Origin of the sequence: Streptomyces sp. A2-16 (assembly GCF_018128905.1) — a bacterium.
Lineage (GTDB): Bacteria > Actinomycetota > Actinomycetes > Streptomycetales > Streptomycetaceae > Streptomyces.
The window spans coordinates 9,034,458-9,051,257 of sequence record NZ_CP063808.1 but is presented as its reverse complement, the minus strand read 5'-3'; the positions used below and the strand labels follow the sequence as shown (position 1 = coordinate 9,051,257).

Genomic DNA, 16,800 nt, shown 5'->3' with positions numbered 1-16,800 from the left:
ATCATGAAGACCCGCTCCTGATTCAGGAGCGGGTCTTCTGCCATGTGGAGGGCCCTCTCACAGCGCCTTGGCGTAGCAGCGGCTGTCCTCGTGGAAGCGGTAGTAGCCGAACTTCACGCAGGGTTCGTAGCCGCTGGACGTGTAGAGGGCGATGGCCTCCGGCTGCTTGATGCCGGTCTCCAGGACCATGCGCAGGCGGCCGGCCGCGCGGGCGTCGTCCTCCAGGGCGGACAGGACACGGCGGGCGAGACCGCGGCCGCGCATCTCCTCGATCACGTACATGCGCTTGAGCTCGGCGTCACCGTCCAGGTTGCCCTCGCCGTTGGTGTCCCGGGCGCGCCAGCCGCCCGTGGCGACGGGGCTGTCCCTCGCGTCGTACGCGATCAGATACACGCCGTTCGGGTGCTCGAAGTCCGTCGGGGCCAGCTCGGTGGCGTCGCCGCCGTCGCCGTAGCGGACGTGGTACTCGGCCTGGACCTGGTCGTTGAGCTTCACGGCGTCGGGGTGGTCGAAGGGGACACGGCGGATCATCATGCCCTCCAGTGTGCCGGTATCGTGCCGGGGTGCTCACTGTGACCTCCGCCAATGTGAACGGGCTGCGTGCCGCCGCGAAGAAGGGCTTCGTGGAGTGGCTCGCGGACACCTCCGCCGATGTGCTGTGCCTGCAGGAGGTGCGTGCCGAGCCGCAGCAGCTGCCCGAGAGCGTCCGGGCTCCCGAGGGCTGGCACGTCGTGCACGCGCCCGCCGCCGCCAAGGGGCGGGCCGGTGTCTCCCTCTACACCCGCCGTGAGCCCGACCGCGTCCGGATCGGCTTCGGGTCGGCCGAGTTCGACACCAGCGGGCGCTACGTCGAGGCCGACCTGCCCGGCGTCACCGTCGCCTCCCTCTACCTGCCCTCCGGCGAGGTGGGCACCGCGAGGCAGGACGAGAAGGTCCGCTTCATGGACGAGTTCCTCGCGTACCTGAAGGACCTGCGGGCGCGCTCCGCCGCCGACGGCCGTGAAGTCGTCGTCTGCGGCGACTGGAACATCGCCCACCAGCAGGCCGACCTCAAGAACTGGCGCGCCAACCAGAAGAGCTCCGGCTTCCTGCCGGAGGAGCGGGCCTGGCTGAGCCGTGTCCTGGACCCCACCGACGGCGGCTACGTCGACGTCGTACGGTCTCTGCATCCGGACGTGGCGGGGCCGTACTCGTGGTGGTCGTACCGGGGGCGGGCGTTCGACAACGACTCGGGATGGCGCATCGACTACGAGCTCGCCACGCCCGGGCTGGCCGCCAAGGCCGTCAAGGGGTACGTCGAGCGCGCGGCCACGCACGCCGAGCGCTGGTCGGACCACGCGCCCGTGACGGTCGTCTACGACCTCTAGTCCCGCTTCCGCAACCGCCGGTCCAGTGCCAGTGAGAGTTCCGCCTCCACCACGCTGCGGGCCAGGGGGCGCAGGCGGTGGAGGTCGTTCTCGCTTGCGTGACGGAGGACCAGTTCGGCGAACATCTCGGCCAGGGCGTCGACGTGTTCGCGGACCTGTTCGCCGGCTGCGAGGACCTCGGCGAGAGGGATGCCCTCGCGGACCAGGGCGGAGGAGACGTCCAGGAGGCGGCGGCTGATGTGGACGATCTCGTCGCCGTCGGTGCCCAGGTAGCCGAGGTCGAGGGCGGCCGCGAGGTTCTCCGCGGTGACTTCGCCCTCGAAGCGGGCGGCGAGTTCCTCGGGGGTGAGGCGGACCGGTTCCTCCTCTGTCGGAGGTGTCACCCCCAGGACGTCGGCGACATCGCGCCCGTGGTCGAGGGCCTCGGCGAGTTCCGCGATGCCGGTGAGGGTGTGGCCGCGCTCCAGGAGAGCCGCGATGGTGCGCAGACGGGCCAGGTGGTGGTCGTCGTACCAGGCGATACGGCCCTCGCGGCGGGGCGGCGGGATGAGCTTGCGTTCGCGGTAGAAGCGCAGGGTGCGCACTGTGATGCCGGCCAGGCGGGCCAGTTCCTCCATGCGGTACTCGCGCTTCTCCGTCACGCCCGAACTTTATGTCGTACCCCGGGTAAGTTTCCTTCCCCCCGACCCCTACCCATCGGTACGGAGCCTGCTCTACCCTCCCATTGCGCCAGTGTTCACTGGCGGAGTCGTGGAGGGAAGGGCTTCGGCATGGCCGAACACGAGCATGTGCGGGTGGCGGTGGTCGGGTCCGGGTTCGGTGGGCTGGGGGCCGCCGTCCGGCTGCGGCGGGAGGGCGTCACCGACTTCGTCGTGCTGGAGCGGGCCGACAGCGTCGGCGGCACCTGGCGGGACAACAGTTATCCGGGCTGTGCGTGCGACGTGCCGTCCCATCTGTATTCCTTCTCCTTCGCGCCGAACCCCGACTGGCCGCGCACCTTCTCCGGGCAGGAGCACATCCGCGCCTATCTGGAGCATGTGACGGACGTCTTCGGCCTCCGCCCGCACATCCGCCTCAACTCCGAGGTGCGGCGGATGACCTGGGACAGCGAGAAGCTGCGGTGGGACATCGAGACCGCGAGCGGCTCCCTGACGGCCGACCTCGTCGTCTCCGCCACCGGGCCGCTGTCCGATCCGAAGATCCCCGACATTCCGGGGCTGGACTCCTTCCCGGGCAAGGTCTTCCACTCCGCCCGCTGGGACCACGACTACGACCTGCGCGACAAGCGCGTCGCCATGATCGGGACGGGGGCCTCGGCCATCCAGATCGTCCCGGCCATCCAGCCGCTGGCCCGGAACGTCACGCTCTTCCAGCGCACCCCGCCCTGGGTGATGCCCCGCATGGACCGGGCGATCAGCGGCGCCGAGCGCTGGCTGCACCGGCAGCTGCCCTTCACCGCCCAGGCCCGGCGCGGACTGCTGTGGGGCATCAGGGAGTTGCAGGTCCAGGCGTTCACCAAGCACCCCAATGAGCTCGGCGCGGTGGAGCAGCTGGCCAAGCGCAACATGGCCCGCGCCATCAAGGACCCGGCGCTGCGCGCCAGGCTCACCCCCGACTACCGCATCGGCTGCAAGCGGATCCTGCTGAGCAGCACCTACTACCCGGCGCTCGCCCAGCCGAACGTGGACGTCGTCGCCAGCGGGCTCAGCCGTGTCGAGGGGTCGACGCTCGTCGCCGCCGACGGCACCGAGGCCCAGGTCGACGCGATCGTCTTCGGCACGGGCTTCCACGTCACCGACATGCCCATCGCCGACCGGGTCGTCGGCGCGGACGGGCGGACGCTCGCCGAGGCGTGGAAGGGCGGGATGGAGGCGCTGCGCGGTGCCTCCGCCGCCGGCTTCCCGAACTGGATGAGCATCATCGGGCCCAACACCGGCCTCGGGAACTCCTCGATGATCCTGATGATCGAGTCCCAGCTGAACTACCTGGCCGACTACGTACGGCAGCTCGACGTCCTCGGCGGCCGCGTGGCCCTCGACGCCCGGCCCTCCGCCGTGCGGGACTGGAACCACCGGGTGCAGGAGCGCATGAAGCGCACGGTGTGGAACACCGGCGGCTGCACCAGCTGGTACCTGGACGCGAACGGGCGCAACAGCACGGTCTGGCCCGGTACGACGAGCGAGTTCCGGAGCGCGACCCGGCGGGTGGACCTCGCCGAGTACGAGGTGCTGCGGCCCGCCGAGCGGGACAGCGGCAGCAGCGGCAGTAGTGGCAGCAGCAAGGGCAGCAAGGTCGCCGACGAGAGCGCGGAGGCCGCCGTATGAGCCGCACCGCGCATGTCGTCTCCGGGCCGTACGCCCCGCCCGCCCCGGCGCGTGAACTCACCGCCCTCTCCGCCGACGGAGCGTCCCTGCACGTGGAGGTGCACGGGGCCGAGGGCGCGCCGCCCGTCGTGCTCGCCCACGGCTGGACCTGTTCCACCGCCTTCTGGGCCGCCCAGATCCGCGAACTCTCCGTCGACCACCGGGTCATCGCCTACGACCAGCGCGGCCACGGACGCAGTCCGGCGAGCCCGGCGTGCAGTGCGGACGGGCTCGCCGACGACCTCGAAACCGTACTGGAAGCGACCCTCGCGGCCGACGAGAAGGCGGTGGTCGTCGGTCACTCCATGGGCGGGATGACGGTCATGGCCGCGGCCGGGCGCCCGGGGTTCCGCAGACACGCGGCGGCCGTCCTGCTGTGCAGCACCGGTTCGTCGCGGCTGGTCGCCGAGTCGACCGTCGTGCCGATCCGGGCCGGCCGGCTGCGGACCTGGCTGACCCGGCACGTCCTCGGGGCGCGCGCGCCGCTCGGGCCGGTCACACCGCTGGCCCGGCGCATCCTCAAGTACGGGACGATGGGCCCCGGTTCGGCCCCGCACATGGTGGAGGCGTGCGCGCGGATCGTGCATGCGTGCCCGCGCAAGGTGCGCCACGCCTGGTCGCAGGTCCTCGATCTGCTCGATCTCGACCACGGCGTACGGCAGCTCACCGTGCCCACGGCCGTCGTCGTCGGTACCGCGGACCGGCTCACCCCGCCCGTGCACGCACACCAGTTGGCCGCCGCGCTGCCCCACTGCCTCGGGGTCACCGAACTGCCGGGTCTCGGCCACATGACACCGGTCGAGGCGCCCGAACTGGTCAGCGCGCGGATCCGGGAACTCGTCACCACCTACGTCCAGGTCAAGGAGGGCGCATGAGCAGGGTCGGACTCGAAGGACAGGTGGCGGTCGTCACGGGGGCCGCGCGGGGCGTGGGCGAGCTGCTCGCCCGCAAGCTGTCGGCGCGCGGGGCGAAGGTCGCGCTGGTCGGCCTGGAGGCGGACGCGCTCAAGCAGCTGTCCGGGCGGCTGCACGGCGACAGCGACCACTGGTACGCCGACGTGACGGACCACGAGGCGATGGCACGGGTGGCGGGGGAGGTGAAGGAGCGGTTCGGGAAGGTCGACATCGTGGTCGCCAACGCGGGGGTCGCGACCGGCGGACCCTTCGTCGACTCCGATCCCGAGGCGTGGCGGCGGGTGATCGAGGTCAACCTCATCGGATCGGCCGTCACCGCCCGGGCGTTCCTTCCGGTGCTGATGGAGAGCCGGGGCTATCTGCTCCAGATCGCCTCCCTCGCCGCGATCACCCCGGCGCCGATGATGACCGCGTACTGCGCGTCCAAGTCCGGTGTGGAGGCGTTCGCGCACAGCCTGCGGGCCGAGGTCGGGCACAAGGGCGTGCGGGTCGGGGTCGGGTATCTGTCGTGGACCGACACCGACATGGTGCGCGGGGCCGACCAGGACGACGTCATGCGGGAGCTCAGGCAGCGGCTGCCGTGGCCGGCCAACAAGACCTATCCGCTGGGGCCCGCGGTGGAGCGGATCGTGGCCGGGATCGAGCGGCGGTCGAGCCATGTGTACGGGCAGGGGTGGCTGCGCGGGATGCAGGGGATGCGCGGGTATCTGCCGGGGCTCATCGGGACCGTCGGGCAGCGGGAGATGCGGCGGTTCGGGGAGCGGTTGGAGGGCATGCGGGTGGGACTCGTCGGTGCAGGTGGGGCGGCGGATGAGGAAGCGCGCGCTACGCACCGTAGTTGATCGAAATGCGTTCTTTGTCCGGGCGTGTGAATCTGGTCGAGGCCCCGGCCAGGGGCTCTTCCCCTCACCCCCACGGGAGTGAACCCACATGGGTATGAAGGACCAGTTCCAGGACAAGTCCGAGCAGTGGCAGCAGCAGGCCAAGCAGAAGGCCCAGGAGGGCCGGGAGCAGGCCCAGCGCGGTCGCCGCGGCGAGCAGGACGAGCGCATGCGGGACGAGGAGTCCGAGCGGCTCCGTCGCGAGGAGCAGGAGCGGCTCGACCCCGACTACGACATGTAGTCACTGCTCGAAGCGCAGGGTGCCCTCTGTTTGTTGGGGGGCACCCTGCGTTTTGTGTCTGGCGCCGGCCGGTGGGGGCTTGTCGCGCAGTTCGCCGCGCCCCTGAGAACAAAAGCCCTTACCTGGGCGGCAACTTCGGCCTCGACCGGTCCGGTACGTCCCGGTAGTCCGGTGGGGTTGCCGGGGGGTTCGTCTCCAGCAGGCTCAGCGCCAGCGTCACCGCGTCGTCCAGTTGGGCGTGGCGGCCCTCCGCCCAGTCCAGCGGGGTGCGGAGGATCTCCAGGTCGGGGGTGACGCCCTGGTTCTCGATGGACCAGCCGTAGGCGTCGAACCAGGCCGCGTTCATCGGGACCGTGATCACCGTGCCGTCGCCCAGCTGGTGGCGGCCGGTCATGCCGACCACTCCGCCCCAGGTGCGCTGGCCCACCACCGGGCCCAGTTTCAGGAGTTTGAAGGCCGCCGTGATCATGTCGCCGTCCGAGGAGGTCGCCTCGTCGGCGAGGGCGACCACCGGGCCGCGGGGGGCGTTGGAGGCGTACGACACCGGCTGGGCGTTGCGCGTGAGGTCCCAGCCCAGGATCGTGCGGGTCAGTTTCTCCACCACCAGCTCGCTGATGTGGCCGCCCGCGTTGCCGCGTACGTCGACGATCAGGGCGGGGCGGGAGACCTCCATCCGCAGGTCCCTGTTGAACTGGGCCCAGCCCGATCCGCCCATGTCGGGGATGTGCAGATAGCCGCAGCGGCCGCCGCTCAACTCCCGGACCACCGCACGGCGTTTGGCCACCCAGTCCTGGTAGCGGAGCGGCCTCTCGTCGAGGAGGGGGACCACCGCGACCCGCCGGGACCTGCCCTCGCCCGCCGGGGTGAAGGTCAGCTCCACCGTCGTACCGCCCGCCGCCGCGAGGAGGGGGTACGGGCCCGTGACCGGATCGACCGGGCGGCCGTCCACGTGGGTGAGGACCGCGCCCTCGCGGATGCCCGTGCCGGCGAGCGGGGAGCGGGCCTTGGAGTCCGAGGAGTCGCCGGGCAGGATCCGCCGGACCGTCCAGCCGCCGTCCCTGAGGACGAAGTTGGCGCCCAGCAGGCCCTGGCGGCGCTGGTAGTGCGGTGGGCCCTCGTTGCGGCGGGCGGCGGTGACGTAGGCGTGGGAGGTGCCCAGTTCGCCGAGGACCTCGCGCAGGAGGTCGGCGAACTCGTCGGGGGAGGCGACCCCTTCGAGCAGCGGGCGGTACTGGTCGAGCACCGCGTCCCAGTCGATGCCGCACATCCCCGGGTCCCAGAAGTACGCCCGGATCAGCCGGCCCGCCTCCTCGTAGGACTGGCGCCACTCGGCGGGCGGGTCCACCTCGTGGAGGATGCGGCGCAGGTCGATCCAGACGTTCGAGTCGCTGTCGCCGGACTCGGTGGCGGGCGTGGCGCGCAGCTCGCCCTCGTCGACCACGACCAGCCTCGAACCGTCGCCGCTGACCGCGAACCAGTCCAGGTGCTCGACGAGTTCGGTCTTCTTCGCCTTGCCGACGGCGAAGTGTTCGAGGGTGGGGCGCTCGGAGGTGTCGTCCGGGTTGACGAAGGTCTCGCCGAGCGCGCCCGAGATCGGCCAGCGCAGCCAGACCAGGCCACCGCCCGCGACCGGGTGCAGCGCCGAGTACTTGGAGGCGGGGACCGGGAAGGGGGTCACCCGGCTCTCCAGCCCTTCGAGTTCGACCGTCACCGCCCCGCCGTCGCCGCTCTCGTCCTCGACCGGGTCCAGGCCCCCGGCGGCCGGGCGGCCCTCCGGGTTCAGGGCGAAGGGGGAGGGAGTGGCCGAGGACAGCGGGACGAGGTAGGGGCGGCAGCCGAGCGGGAAGGACAGGTCGCCTGTGTGGACGTCGTACACCGGGTCGAAGCCCCGCCAGGACAGGAAGGCCAGATAGCGGCCGTCCCTGGTGAAGACCGGGTTCTCGTCCTCGAAGCGGCCGTTGGTGACGTCGACGATCGAACGGTCCTTCATGCGGGCGATCTTGATCTGGCGCAGGGAGCGGCCGATGCCCGGATGCGACCAGGTGAGCCAGGAGCCGTCCGGGGCGAAGGCCAGGTCCCGGACCGGGCCGTTGACCGAGCGGACGAGTTCCGTGACCTCGCCGTCGGAGTCCTCCGCGGTGTCGAGCAGCAGCAGGCGTCCGTCGTGCGAGGCGATGGCCAGGCGCTCGCCCCGCGGGTCCGCGACCAGCTCCAGGACCCGGCCCAGCTTCCCGGATGCCAGGCGACGGGGTGCCCGGTCCCCGGTCGCCCGGGGCAGGTAGGCGATCTCGATCGCGTCCTCGCCCTCCGCGTCCGTCACATAGGCGACCTGGCCGACGGAGCCGAGCATCTCCGGGAGCCGGACCCGTACCCCCGGGGTGTCGGTGATCGTGCGGGCCGGGCCGTCGCGGTGGGTCAGCCAGTACAGGCTGCCGCGGACGACGACGGCGCTGGCGCGGCCCGTCTCGTCGACCGAGATGCCGTCCACGTGCTGGGCGGCCGGCACCTGGTGGGTACGGCGTCCCGCGCGCGGCCCGCTCAGCCGTACGTCGAGCTTGCGCGGCTCGGCGGACGCGAGGTCGTCGACGATCCACAGGTCGCCCGCGCACTGGTACACGACCCGGGTGCCGTCGCTGGCGGCGTGCCGGGCGTAGAAGGCGTCGTGGTCGGTGTGGCGGCGCAGGTCGGAGCCGTCGGGGGCGCAGGAGTAGAGGTTGCCGACGCCCTCGTGGTCGGAGAGGAAGGCGATCCGGTCGCCGACGAACATGGGGGAGTGGAGATGGCCGCCCAGGTCGGGCAGCAGGCGTTCGCCGTGCAGCCAGAGGCGGCCCGTGGCGCCGCCCCGGTAGCGCTTCCAGGCGGCAGGTTCGTGCGGTGGGGTGCCGGTGAGCAGGAGGGTCTTGCGGTCGGCGACCTGGATGTCGGAGACCGGGCCCCAGGGGAGCTTGCGGCCGGGGGAGCCGTCGGTGGGGACCTTGTACGCCCAGGTGAAGTAGGAGAAGGGCTCGCCGTGGGAGGCGACGGCGAGGATGGTGCCCTGCGGGGTCCAGCCGGTGACCTGGGTGTCCGTGGAACCCCAGTAGGTGAGCCGGCGGCCCGGTCCGCCGTCCACGTCCGCGAGGTGGATCTCGGGCGCGAGACTGCGCCAGCTCGTGTACGCGATGTGGCGGCCGTCGGGCGAGAAGCGGGGGTGGCCGACCTTGGTGCGGTCCACGGTCAGGCGCCAGGCGCGGCCCGGGCCGTCGAGGGGGGCCAGCCAGAGGTCGTCCTCGGCCACGAAACACAGCAGGTCGCCGCTCAGGTGCGGAAGGCGCAGATAGCTCACCTCCCCATGCTTTTCCGGGGGATGGACCGGAGCAACTTATGAAAAATCGGCCGGGAGTGACCCGGGCGCAAACCGAGGTGACCCATAACACGAACGAAACCGTTTCGTTTCGATCGAGGATGCGCTACATTCGTGTCGTACGAAACAGTGTCGTTCGGAGTTCCGGAGCGGAAAGGGTGAGTGTCATGACCGAGGTCTCGACCGCGCGTCGCAGCCGCATCACCCCCGAGCGCGAGGCCGAGCTCTACGAGGCCGTGCTCGAACTGCTCCGCGAGGTCGGCTACGACGCCCTCACCATGGACGCCGTTGCCGCCCGCACCCGCTCCAGCAAGGCCACGCTCTACCGCCAGTGGGGCGGCAAGGCCGAACTGGTGGCGAAGGCGGTGCGGCACACCAAGCCGGGCGGTATCGGTCTCGACGAGATCGACACCGGGTCGCTCAAGGGCGACCTGCACGCGCTCACCCTGCGCTCGGACGACTGCACGATGGAGCAGAACTCCGCGCTCATGCGGGGCCTGGCCATGGCGGTCCACGGCAACCCGGACCTCCTGAAGGCGTTCCGCGCGCATCTCATCGAACCCGAGACGGCGGAGTTCCGCCGACTGGTGCAGCGGGCCATCGACCGGGGCGAGGTACGCCCCGACAACCCGGCGATCGACTTCATGATCCACATGATGCTCGGCGGGTTCGCGGCTCGCACGATGATCGACGAGCTGCCGCCGACCCAGGAATTCCTCCTTTCGTACATCGACGCCGTGGTCCTCCCCGCCCTCGGCGTCTCGAACGACTGACCCGCAGTCTCCCCAGCAAGCCCTCCACCTGACGTAACCGCTCACGTCGTCGGGCTGATCACCCCTGCCCTGAAGACCCCACGACCTGACCGGGAGTACGCCTTCGTGGCCACTTTCCTCTACAAGCTCGGCCGGCTCGCCTTCCGGCGACGGCACTTCGTCGCCCTGCTGTGGGTGGCCCTGCTGACGCTCGCCGGCGTCGGCGCGGCCACTGCCCCCGCCGCCGGATCGACCTCCTTCTCCATTCCGGGCACGGAGGCGCAGAAGGCCTTCGACCTGCTGGAACAGCGCTTCCCCGGGGCCAGCGCCGACGGCGCGACCGGACGCGTGGTCTTCAAGGCGCCCGAGGGCGAGAAGATGACCGACGCCGCCCACCGCGCGACCGTCGCGAAGACCGTCAAGGAACTCGGCGACGGCTCCGAGGTCGTCTCCGTCACCGACCCGTTCACCACGAACGCGGTGAGCAAGGACGGCACGGTCGCCTACGCGTCGGTGCGCTACGACGCCCCCGCCATGGAGCTCAAGGACGCGACCAGGGACGCCCTGGAGAAGACCGCCGACGAGGCCCGGGACACCGGGCTGACCGTCGACGTCGGCGGTGACGTGCTCCAGGCCGAGCCGGAGACGGGAGCGATCGGTGAGGCCATCGGTCTCGCCATCGCCGCGGTCGTCCTGGTCATCACCCTGGGCTCGCTGGTCGCGGCGGGGCTGCCGCTGCTGACGGCGATCATCGGCGTCGCGATCGGCGTCTCCACCATCGCCACCCTCGCCAAGGCGCTCGACCTCGGCGACACCACCTCCACCCTCGCGGGGATGATCGGCCTCGCGGTCGGCATCGACTACGCGCTGTTCATCGTCTCCCGCTACCGCGCCGAGCTGGCCGAGGGCCGTGACCGCGAGGAGGCGGCGGGCCGGGCCACCGGCACCGCGGGTTCGGCGGTGGTCTTCGCGGGCCTGACCGTCGTGATCGCGCTGGCCGGTCTCGCGGTCGTCAACGTGCCGATGCTGACCAAGATGGGCCTCGCCGCGGCCGGCACCGTCGTCATCGCCGTCCTCATCGCGCTGACCATGATCCCGGCGCTGCTCGGGTACGCGGGCCGCAAGGTCCGTCCGGCCGGCGAGAAGCGCGGGAGGACCGCGGCCCCGGGCACGTCGGTGAAGCCCAACCTCGGCACCCGCTGGGCCAGCTTCGTCATCCGCCGCCCGGCCGCCGTGCTGCTGCTCGGCGTGCTCGGTCTCGGTGCCGTCGCGCTGCCGGTCAGCCAGCTCGAACTGGGCCTGCCCGACGACGGCTCGCAGCCGACGTCCACGACCCAGCGCCGCGCCTACGACCTCCTCTCGGAGGGCTTCGGGCCCGGCTTCAACGGACCCCTGATGATCGTGGTCGACGCCAGGAACAGCGACGACCCCAAGGCCGCGGCCACCACGGTGACCGACGGGATCAAGGGCCTCAAGGACGTCGTCACGGTCACCCCGGCGGCCTTCAACAAGGCCGGCGACACCGCGACCATCACGGTCGTCCCCGGCTCCAAGCCGTCCTCGGCCCAGACCGAGGACCTGGTGCACGCCATCCGCGACCAGGGCGCCGGGGTCAGGTCCGACACCGGCGCGAACGTCCTGGTCACCGGCACCACCGCGATGAACATCGACTTCTCGCAGAAGCTGAGCGACGCCCTCATCCCGTATCTGGCCCTGGTGGTCGGCCTCGCCTTCCTCCTGCTGATCGTGGTCTTCCGCTCGATCCTCGTCCCGCTGAAGGCGGCCCTCGGCTTCCTGCTCTCGGTGCTCGCCGCGCTCGGCGCCGTCGTCGCGGTCTTCCAGTGGGGCTGGCTGGGCGGGCTGCTCGGCGTCGAGGAGACCGGCCCGATCATGTCGATGATGCCGATCTTCATGGTCGGCGTTGTCTTCGGGCTCGCGATGGACTACGAGGTCTTCCTCGTGACCCGCATGCGCGAGGCCTACGTCCACGGCGAGTCCCCGAGTCAGGCCATCGTGACCGGGTTCAAGCACAGCGCCCGGGTCGTGGTCGCCGCCGCGGTCATCATGATGGCCGTCTTCGGAGGCTTCATCAGCTCCGGCGAGTCGATGATCAAGATGATCGGCTTCGGCCTCGCGATCGCCGTCTTCTTCGACGCGTTCGTGGTCCGCATGGCGATCGTCCCCGCGGTTCTCGCCCTGCTCGGCCGCCGCGCCTGGTGGCTGCCGAAGTGGCTGGACCGCGCGCTGCCCAACGTCGACGTCGAGGGTGAGGGACTGCGCACACAGGCCGAGAAGGACGCGGACCCGGACGAGGACCGGGAGCTGGTACGCGTCTGACGCACGCCAAGTGAGAAGGACCGCCGGTGAGGGCTCCGTGGGGACGGGGTGTCCTCACCGGCTCTCTTCTGCCGTGGACCGCCCGAGATAGGTGACGGGCCCGGCATCCGGCACGGCGATCTCATGGAAGCCGAGACGGTCGTAGAAGGCACGGGCGGGGGTGTTCGCGGTCAGCATGCACAGATGCACGGCGGCAACGCCCCGCTCGTGCAGGGCATCCAGCAGGGCCTTCATGAGCGCCCGCCCGTACCCGCGCCCCTGCCACCCGGGGAGCAGGTCGATGTGCAGGTGGGCGGGGTAGGCGGCGACCTCCGGCACCAGCATCCGCTCGGGGCGGTGCAGGAGCGCGACGATCTCCTCGTCGGGAGTGCGCGGCTCGTGGCGGGGCTCCGGGTAGCGGTCGGCCACGAGGGGGAGCCACTTCGCCCGGTAGTCCTCGACGAACCGGGGCGTGTCCGCGGCGCCGACGACGTACCCGACGGCCCGGCCCTCCCCGTCGTCCAGCACGAAGGCCAGCTCCGGTTCGAGATGGACGTACGGCGTCGCGAAGGCGGCCGGGAAGACACCGGGGTCCTGGTAGTGCGGCCGGCTGTCCTGGCCCACGTGGGCGGTGCGGACGCAGATCTCCTCGAGGGCGTCACGGTCCTCGGGGCGGTAGGGGCGTACGGCGGGAGACGGGGTCATCCCAGCATCCTGCCCGACCTAAGGGCAGTCGGGACCGTCGAAACAGGGTCGCGTGCCCCGTACACCCACCGCTAGCGTGCCGTGCATGACGACCACCGACGCCGACGGCTCCCAGGCCGCCCACCCCCGTTTCGCCGAGGCGCTGCGGGAACGCGGTCTCGATGAACTCACCGGCAGGATCCGCCGTTTCCCGGACGCCACCCGTACCGCCGCCGAGGCCGCCGCGGCCGTCGGGTGCGAGCTGAGCCAGATCTGCAAGTCGCTGATCTTCGCGGCGGACGGGGTGCCCGTGCTGGTGCTGATGGACGGGGCCTCACGCGTCGACCTCGAACGGGTCCGGGAGGAACTCGGCGCGGGCAAGGTCACCCGGGCGAGGGCCGATGTCGTACGGGAGACGACCGGGTACGCCATCGGGGGCGTGCCGCCCTTCGGGCACCGGACGAGGACCCGGGTGCTGGCCGATCGTTCGCTGCTCGCCCACGACCTCGTGTGGGCCGCCGCCGGCAACCCGCACGCCGTGTTCCCCATCGCGCCCCAGGACCTGGTCGCCCACGCCGGAGCCACCCTCGTGGACGTCCGCGAGCGCACCACGTGACGCCGCTCGTCACCGCGGCCGTTCTCCTCGCCGCCTTCACCCACGCCAGCTGGAACGCCATCGCGCACCGGATCACCGACAAGCTGGTCGGGTTCACGCTGATCTCGGGCGGCGGCATGCTCATCGGGCTGATGATGATCCCGTTCACGGCGCTTCCCGCGGCGGCCGCGTGGCCGTATCTGCTCGTCTCGTCCGGTATCCACATCGCCTACTACGCGCTGCTGATGACGTCCTTCAGGCTCGGTGACTTCGGGCAGGCCTATCCGATCGCCCGCGGCACCGCGCCCCTGGTCGTCACCGTGCTCGCCGCCCTCTTCGCGCACGAGGTGCCGGACCGGTGGGCCGCCGCCGGAATCGCCCTGTCCTGCGCGGGACTCACCGGTGTCGCCCTGTGGGGGCTGCGCGGCCGCCGGCCCAACTGGGCCGCGATCGGGGCGGCGTTGGCGACCGGGCTGACCATCGCCGCGTACACCGTCGTCGACGGGCTCGGCGTGCGCGCCTCCGGCTCCTCCCTCGGGTACATCGCCTGGCTGATGGCGGTGCAGGGGGTCGTGATCCCGGCGTACGCGCTGACGCGGTGGCGCGGCGGTTTCGTCGCGGTCCTCAGGCCGTTCGCCCGGATCGGGCTCGTCGGCGCCGCCCTCTCCGTGGCCGCCTACGCGCTCGTCCTGTGGGCCCAGACCAAGGCCGAGCTCGCCCCCATCGCCGCCCTGCGCGAATCCTCGATCATCGTCGGCGCGGCCATCGGCGCCGTGTTCTTCAAGGAGCGCTTCGGGGCGCCGAGGATCCTCGCGGCGGGGCTGCTGGTCGCGGGCATCGGGCTGATGCTGCACGCCAGTTAGCCGTCCGCCCCGCGGGTCTGTCCCAAGCGCTGCCCAAGTCCCGCCCAACAGCGGTCCTTTGTTTGCCTACTTGCCGAGGCCTTGACGGTTCGTTCCCTGGGCGTTCAGGCGGACGTCCGGGGCCGGGTCGGGTGTCGTCCCTAAGGTCCCTGCGGACCGCGAGAGAAGGGACGCAAGGGACTCATGGACGCACTCCACGCCGTCCGGGCCCGCGGGATCACCAAGTGCTTCGGCGAGGTCGTGGCGCTCGACGGCGTCGACCTCGATGTGACGCGGGGACAGATCCACGGCCTGGTCGGGCCGAACGGCGCCGGCAAGACCACACTGCTCGGGCTCCTGCTGGGCCTGTCCGTCGCCGACGGCGGCAGCCTGGAGATCCTGGGGACGCCGGTCGGCCGGGCGTTCGCCGTCCCCGGCTCGGTCGCCGGATTCGTGGACGGACCCGGCCTCTACCCTTCGCTCACCGCCCGGCAGAACCTCGCCGCGCTGGCCGAACTCCGCGGCCGGGACGCGCGTACGGCCGGCATCGACGACGTGCTCGACGAGGTCGGGCTCACCGACGTCGCCGACGACAGGACCCGCGGCTTCTCCCTCGGCATGCGCCAACGGCTCGGGCTCGCCGCCGCACTGCTGACCCGGCCGCGGCTGCTCGTGCTGGACGAACCCTCCAACGGCCTCGACCCGGCGGGAAAACGCCATGTGCACGGCGTCCTGGAACGGCTCGCCGCGAACGGCACCGCCATCGTGCTCTCCAGCCACCGCATGGACGACCTGGAGGCCCTGTGCTCCGAGGTCACCATCCTCGCCACCGGCCGGGTCGTGTTCTCGGGCCCGCTCGGCAAACTGGCCGCCGAGAGCCGTGAACTCGACTACCGGGTACGGACGTCCGACCCGGAGGCCGCGCGGCGACTGGCCGACGCGACGGACGGGATCCGGATCGTCGACGACGGCGGACGGCGGACACGGGACGCCGGTGTGCTCGTCGTCCGCGCCCTGGTGCCCGCCCTCGACGAACTGGTCGCGGGGCTGGTGACGTCTGGTGTCGCGGTGCGTGAACTCGCGCCGGTGGTCTCGCCCCTGGAGGCCGCGTTCCTGGCCCTCACCGAGGGACAGGAGGCCGGTAGATGACCACCACGGTCACCGCGCCCCCCGCCCCCGCCGCCGCCCGGCCCGTCTCGGTCCCGCGCGGCTACCGCTTCGAGCTCGTCAAGCTCGTCTCCCAGTGGCGCGTCCGTCTCCTCGTCCTCGCCTGCTGGATCGCGCCGGGACTCTTCGTCGCCGGGGTCGGCCAGCAGAGCACCCTTCCCTCCGACACCCTCTTCGGCCGCTGGATGCACGCCACCGGATGGGCCGGACCGCTGGTGATGCTGGGCTTCGCGGGCACCTGGGCGCTGCCGCTGCTGACCTCGGTGGTCGCCGGTGACGTGTTCGCCGCCGAGGACCGGCTCGGCACCTGGCGGCACCTGCTGGTGGCGGTCCGCTCACCGCGGCGGATCTTCGCGGCGAAGGTGCTGGCCGGCCTCACCGTGATCCTGGTGCTCGTGGCCGGGCTCGCCTGCTCCAGTGCCCTCGGCGGGCTCGCGTCCGTCGGCAGTCAGCCGCTTGTCGGCCTCGACGGCCACCTTCTGGCGCCCGGTGACGCGGCGGAGAAGGTCCTGCTCGCCTGGGTCGCGGCCCTGGCCCCCACCCTGGCCCTCGCCGCGATCGGCCTGCTCGGGTCGGTCGCGCTGGGCCGCTCCCCGACGGGGCTGCTGCTGCCCCCGCTGGTCGCGCTCGGCACGCAGGTCGCCCAGATGCTGCCGCTGCCCGTCGCCGTACGCCTCGCCCTGCCCGGCTACGCCTTCATCTCCTGGAACGGCCTGTTCACCGCACCGCTCCAGCTCGCCCCGCTCCTCATCGGGGTCGCCGTCAGCCTGGCGTGGGCCGTGCTCGCGACCGCGATGGCCCATCTGCTGTTCCTCCGGCGGGACTTCACCAATCCCGCCTACGACGGTGCCGGGCGCCGTGCCTTCACGGTGGGCGTGCTGCCGCTCGCCGCGCTGACCGCTGTCACCGTCGCGGTGCTCGCGGTGGCCGCTCCCTCGACGGGCATCACGCAGGCCAAAGTGGAGCGATCGCTCGCCACCGCCTTCGCCCACCTGTACCGCACACAGACCGAACAACTGCACCGCCCCGCCGTCACCGAGGCCCGGCTCAGGGCGTCGGCGGCGTGCACCAAGAGCGACGGCCAGGCCGCTCAACAGGGAGCGGGCAACGACTGGCGGTGTGTCGTGACCTGGCACCTGCCCGGTACCGCGGTCACGGGGACCGCGATCTACCAACTCGACGTCGGATCGGACGGCCGGTTCGTGGCCGACGGGGACGGTCCGAAGGAAGTGAACGGCTACTTCCTGGTGCGGACCGAGACCGGGGACGCCCCGAACCCGCTGTGGCAGTTCGACGGAAACGTCGAGCTGCTCGACACCACCTCGAAGGGATAGG

At 71.6% G+C, this 16,800-nt stretch carries 15 protein-coding genes; 11 read left to right on the top strand and 4 right to left on the bottom strand.

Going from position 1 to position 16,800, the window contains the following annotated elements; translation table 11 throughout:
• Positions 1-57: 57 nt before the first annotated feature.
• The gene (locus IOD14_RS40535; protein WP_123989858.1) at positions 58-534 is read right to left on the bottom strand and encodes a GNAT family N-acetyltransferase; all 477 of its coding nucleotides are present in this window, start codon (positions 532-534) and stop codon (positions 58-60) included.
• Between the two features lie 29 nt (positions 535-563).
• Between IOD14_RS40535 and IOD14_RS40530 the strand changes: the two genes are divergently transcribed.
• Complete coding sequence (locus IOD14_RS40530; RefSeq protein ID WP_174269156.1) at positions 564-1,367, top strand: exodeoxyribonuclease III; 804 nt, start codon at positions 564-566, stop codon at positions 1,365-1,367.
• On the opposite strand, the gene IOD14_RS40525 is transcribed toward IOD14_RS40530, so the two are convergent.
• The gene (locus IOD14_RS40525; protein WP_123989856.1) at positions 1,364-2,008 is read right to left on the bottom strand and encodes a MerR family transcriptional regulator; all 645 of its coding nucleotides are present in this window, start codon (positions 2,006-2,008) and stop codon (positions 1,364-1,366) included. The two genes, IOD14_RS40530 and IOD14_RS40525, sit on opposite strands and share 4 nt — an antisense overlap.
• Positions 2,009-2,137: 129 nt before the next feature.
• Here IOD14_RS40525 and IOD14_RS40520 point away from each other — a divergent pair, with 129 nt between their 5' ends.
• From IOD14_RS40520 to IOD14_RS40505, 4 genes are all read left to right on the top strand, one after another.
• A complete protein-coding gene (locus tag IOD14_RS40520) occupies positions 2,138-3,691 on the top strand; it encodes an NAD(P)/FAD-dependent oxidoreductase (protein ID WP_212672881.1) in 1,554 nt (517 codons plus the stop codon).
• Positions 3,688-4,605 carry an alpha/beta hydrolase gene (locus IOD14_RS40515; protein ID WP_212672880.1) on the top strand — a complete coding sequence of 306 codons (918 nt, stop codon included), beginning with the start codon at positions 3,688-3,690 and terminating at the stop codon, positions 4,603-4,605. The genes IOD14_RS40520 and IOD14_RS40515 overlap by 4 nt, the downstream gene beginning before the upstream one ends.
• Entirely contained in the window at positions 4,602-5,486 is an 885-nt protein-coding gene (locus IOD14_RS40510) for an SDR family oxidoreductase (RefSeq protein WP_123989853.1), read from the top strand. The genes IOD14_RS40515 and IOD14_RS40510 overlap by 4 nt, the downstream gene beginning before the upstream one ends.
• Before the next feature lie 88 nt (positions 5,487-5,574).
• Entirely contained in the window at positions 5,575-5,766 is a 192-nt protein-coding gene (locus IOD14_RS40505; protein WP_123989852.1) for a hypothetical protein, read from the top strand.
• Positions 5,767-5,884: 118 nt separating this feature from the next.
• Here the strand turns inward: IOD14_RS40505 and IOD14_RS40500 are convergent, their stop codons facing one another.
• Entirely contained in the window at positions 5,885-9,091 is a 3,207-nt protein-coding gene (locus IOD14_RS40500; protein WP_123989851.1) for a S41 family peptidase, read from the bottom strand.
• Between the two features lie 185 nt (positions 9,092-9,276).
• Here IOD14_RS40500 and IOD14_RS40495 point away from each other — a divergent pair, with 185 nt between their 5' ends.
• Both IOD14_RS40495 and IOD14_RS40490 read left to right on the top strand, forming a co-directional pair.
• Entirely contained in the window at positions 9,277-9,882 is a 606-nt protein-coding gene (locus IOD14_RS40495) for a TetR/AcrR family transcriptional regulator (RefSeq protein ID WP_123989850.1), read from the top strand.
• A 105-nt stretch (positions 9,883-9,987) separates the two neighbouring features.
• Positions 9,988-12,198, top strand: a complete 2,211-nt coding sequence (locus IOD14_RS40490) for an MMPL family transporter (protein ID WP_212672879.1) — start codon at positions 9,988-9,990, stop codon at positions 12,196-12,198.
• A 54-nt stretch (positions 12,199-12,252) separates the two neighbouring features.
• Here the strand turns inward: IOD14_RS40490 and IOD14_RS40485 are convergent, their stop codons facing one another.
• Positions 12,253-12,882, bottom strand: a complete 630-nt coding sequence (locus tag IOD14_RS40485) for a GNAT family N-acetyltransferase (RefSeq protein WP_123989848.1) — start codon at positions 12,880-12,882, stop codon at positions 12,253-12,255.
• Positions 12,883-12,967: 85 nt separating this feature from the next.
• On the opposite strand from IOD14_RS40485, the gene IOD14_RS40480 reads away from it, so the two are divergent.
• The 4 genes from IOD14_RS40480 to IOD14_RS40465 all read left to right on the top strand — a co-directional run bounded on the left by IOD14_RS40480 (position 12,968) and on the right by IOD14_RS40465 (position 16,799).
• Positions 12,968-13,477, top strand: a complete 510-nt coding sequence (locus IOD14_RS40480; RefSeq protein ID WP_212672878.1) for a YbaK/EbsC family protein — start codon at positions 12,968-12,970, stop codon at positions 13,475-13,477.
• Positions 13,474-14,319: a DMT family transporter gene (locus IOD14_RS40475; RefSeq protein ID WP_212672877.1), complete on the top strand. Its 846-nt coding sequence runs from the start codon at positions 13,474-13,476 to the stop codon at positions 14,317-14,319. The genes IOD14_RS40480 and IOD14_RS40475 overlap by 4 nt, the downstream gene beginning before the upstream one ends.
• A gap of 183 nt (positions 14,320-14,502) precedes the next feature.
• The gene (locus tag IOD14_RS40470) at positions 14,503-15,447 is read left to right on the top strand and encodes an ABC transporter ATP-binding protein (protein WP_212672876.1); all 945 of its coding nucleotides are present in this window, start codon (positions 14,503-14,505) and stop codon (positions 15,445-15,447) included.
• Entirely contained in the window at positions 15,444-16,799 is a 1,356-nt protein-coding gene (locus IOD14_RS40465) for an ABC transporter permease (protein WP_212672875.1), read from the top strand. Before IOD14_RS40470 ends, IOD14_RS40465 begins: the two co-directional genes overlap by 4 nt.
• Position 16,800 lies beyond the last annotated feature (1 nt).

Bases quoted from the DNA above. Each gene is read 5' to 3' on its own strand.
- IOD14_RS40515 (WP_212672880.1), top strand. From the start codon at position 3,688: ATGAGCCGCACCGCGCATGTCGTCTCCGGGCCGTACGCCCCGCCCGCC.
- IOD14_RS40465 (WP_212672875.1), top strand. From the start codon at position 15,444: ATGACCACCACGGTCACCGCGCCCCCCGCCCCCGCCGCCGCCCGGCCC.
- IOD14_RS40480 (WP_212672878.1), top strand. From the start codon at position 12,968: ATGACGACCACCGACGCCGACGGCTCCCAGGCCGCCCACCCCCGTTTC.
- IOD14_RS40505 (WP_123989852.1), top strand. From the start codon at position 5,575: ATGGGTATGAAGGACCAGTTCCAGGACAAGTCCGAGCAGTGGCAGCAG.
- IOD14_RS40495 (WP_123989850.1), top strand. From the start codon at position 9,277: ATGACCGAGGTCTCGACCGCGCGTCGCAGCCGCATCACCCCCGAGCGC.
- IOD14_RS40510 (WP_123989853.1), top strand. From the start codon at position 4,602: ATGAGCAGGGTCGGACTCGAAGGACAGGTGGCGGTCGTCACGGGGGCC.
- IOD14_RS40485 (WP_123989848.1), bottom strand. From the start codon at position 12,882: ATGACCCCGTCTCCCGCCGTACGCCCCTACCGCCCCGAGGACCGTGAC.
- IOD14_RS40520 (WP_212672881.1), top strand. From the start codon at position 2,138: ATGGCCGAACACGAGCATGTGCGGGTGGCGGTGGTCGGGTCCGGGTTC.
- IOD14_RS40535 (WP_123989858.1), bottom strand. From the start codon at position 534: ATGATGATCCGCCGTGTCCCCTTCGACCACCCCGACGCCGTGAAGCTC.
- IOD14_RS40470 (WP_212672876.1), top strand. From the start codon at position 14,503: ATGGACGCACTCCACGCCGTCCGGGCCCGCGGGATCACCAAGTGCTTC.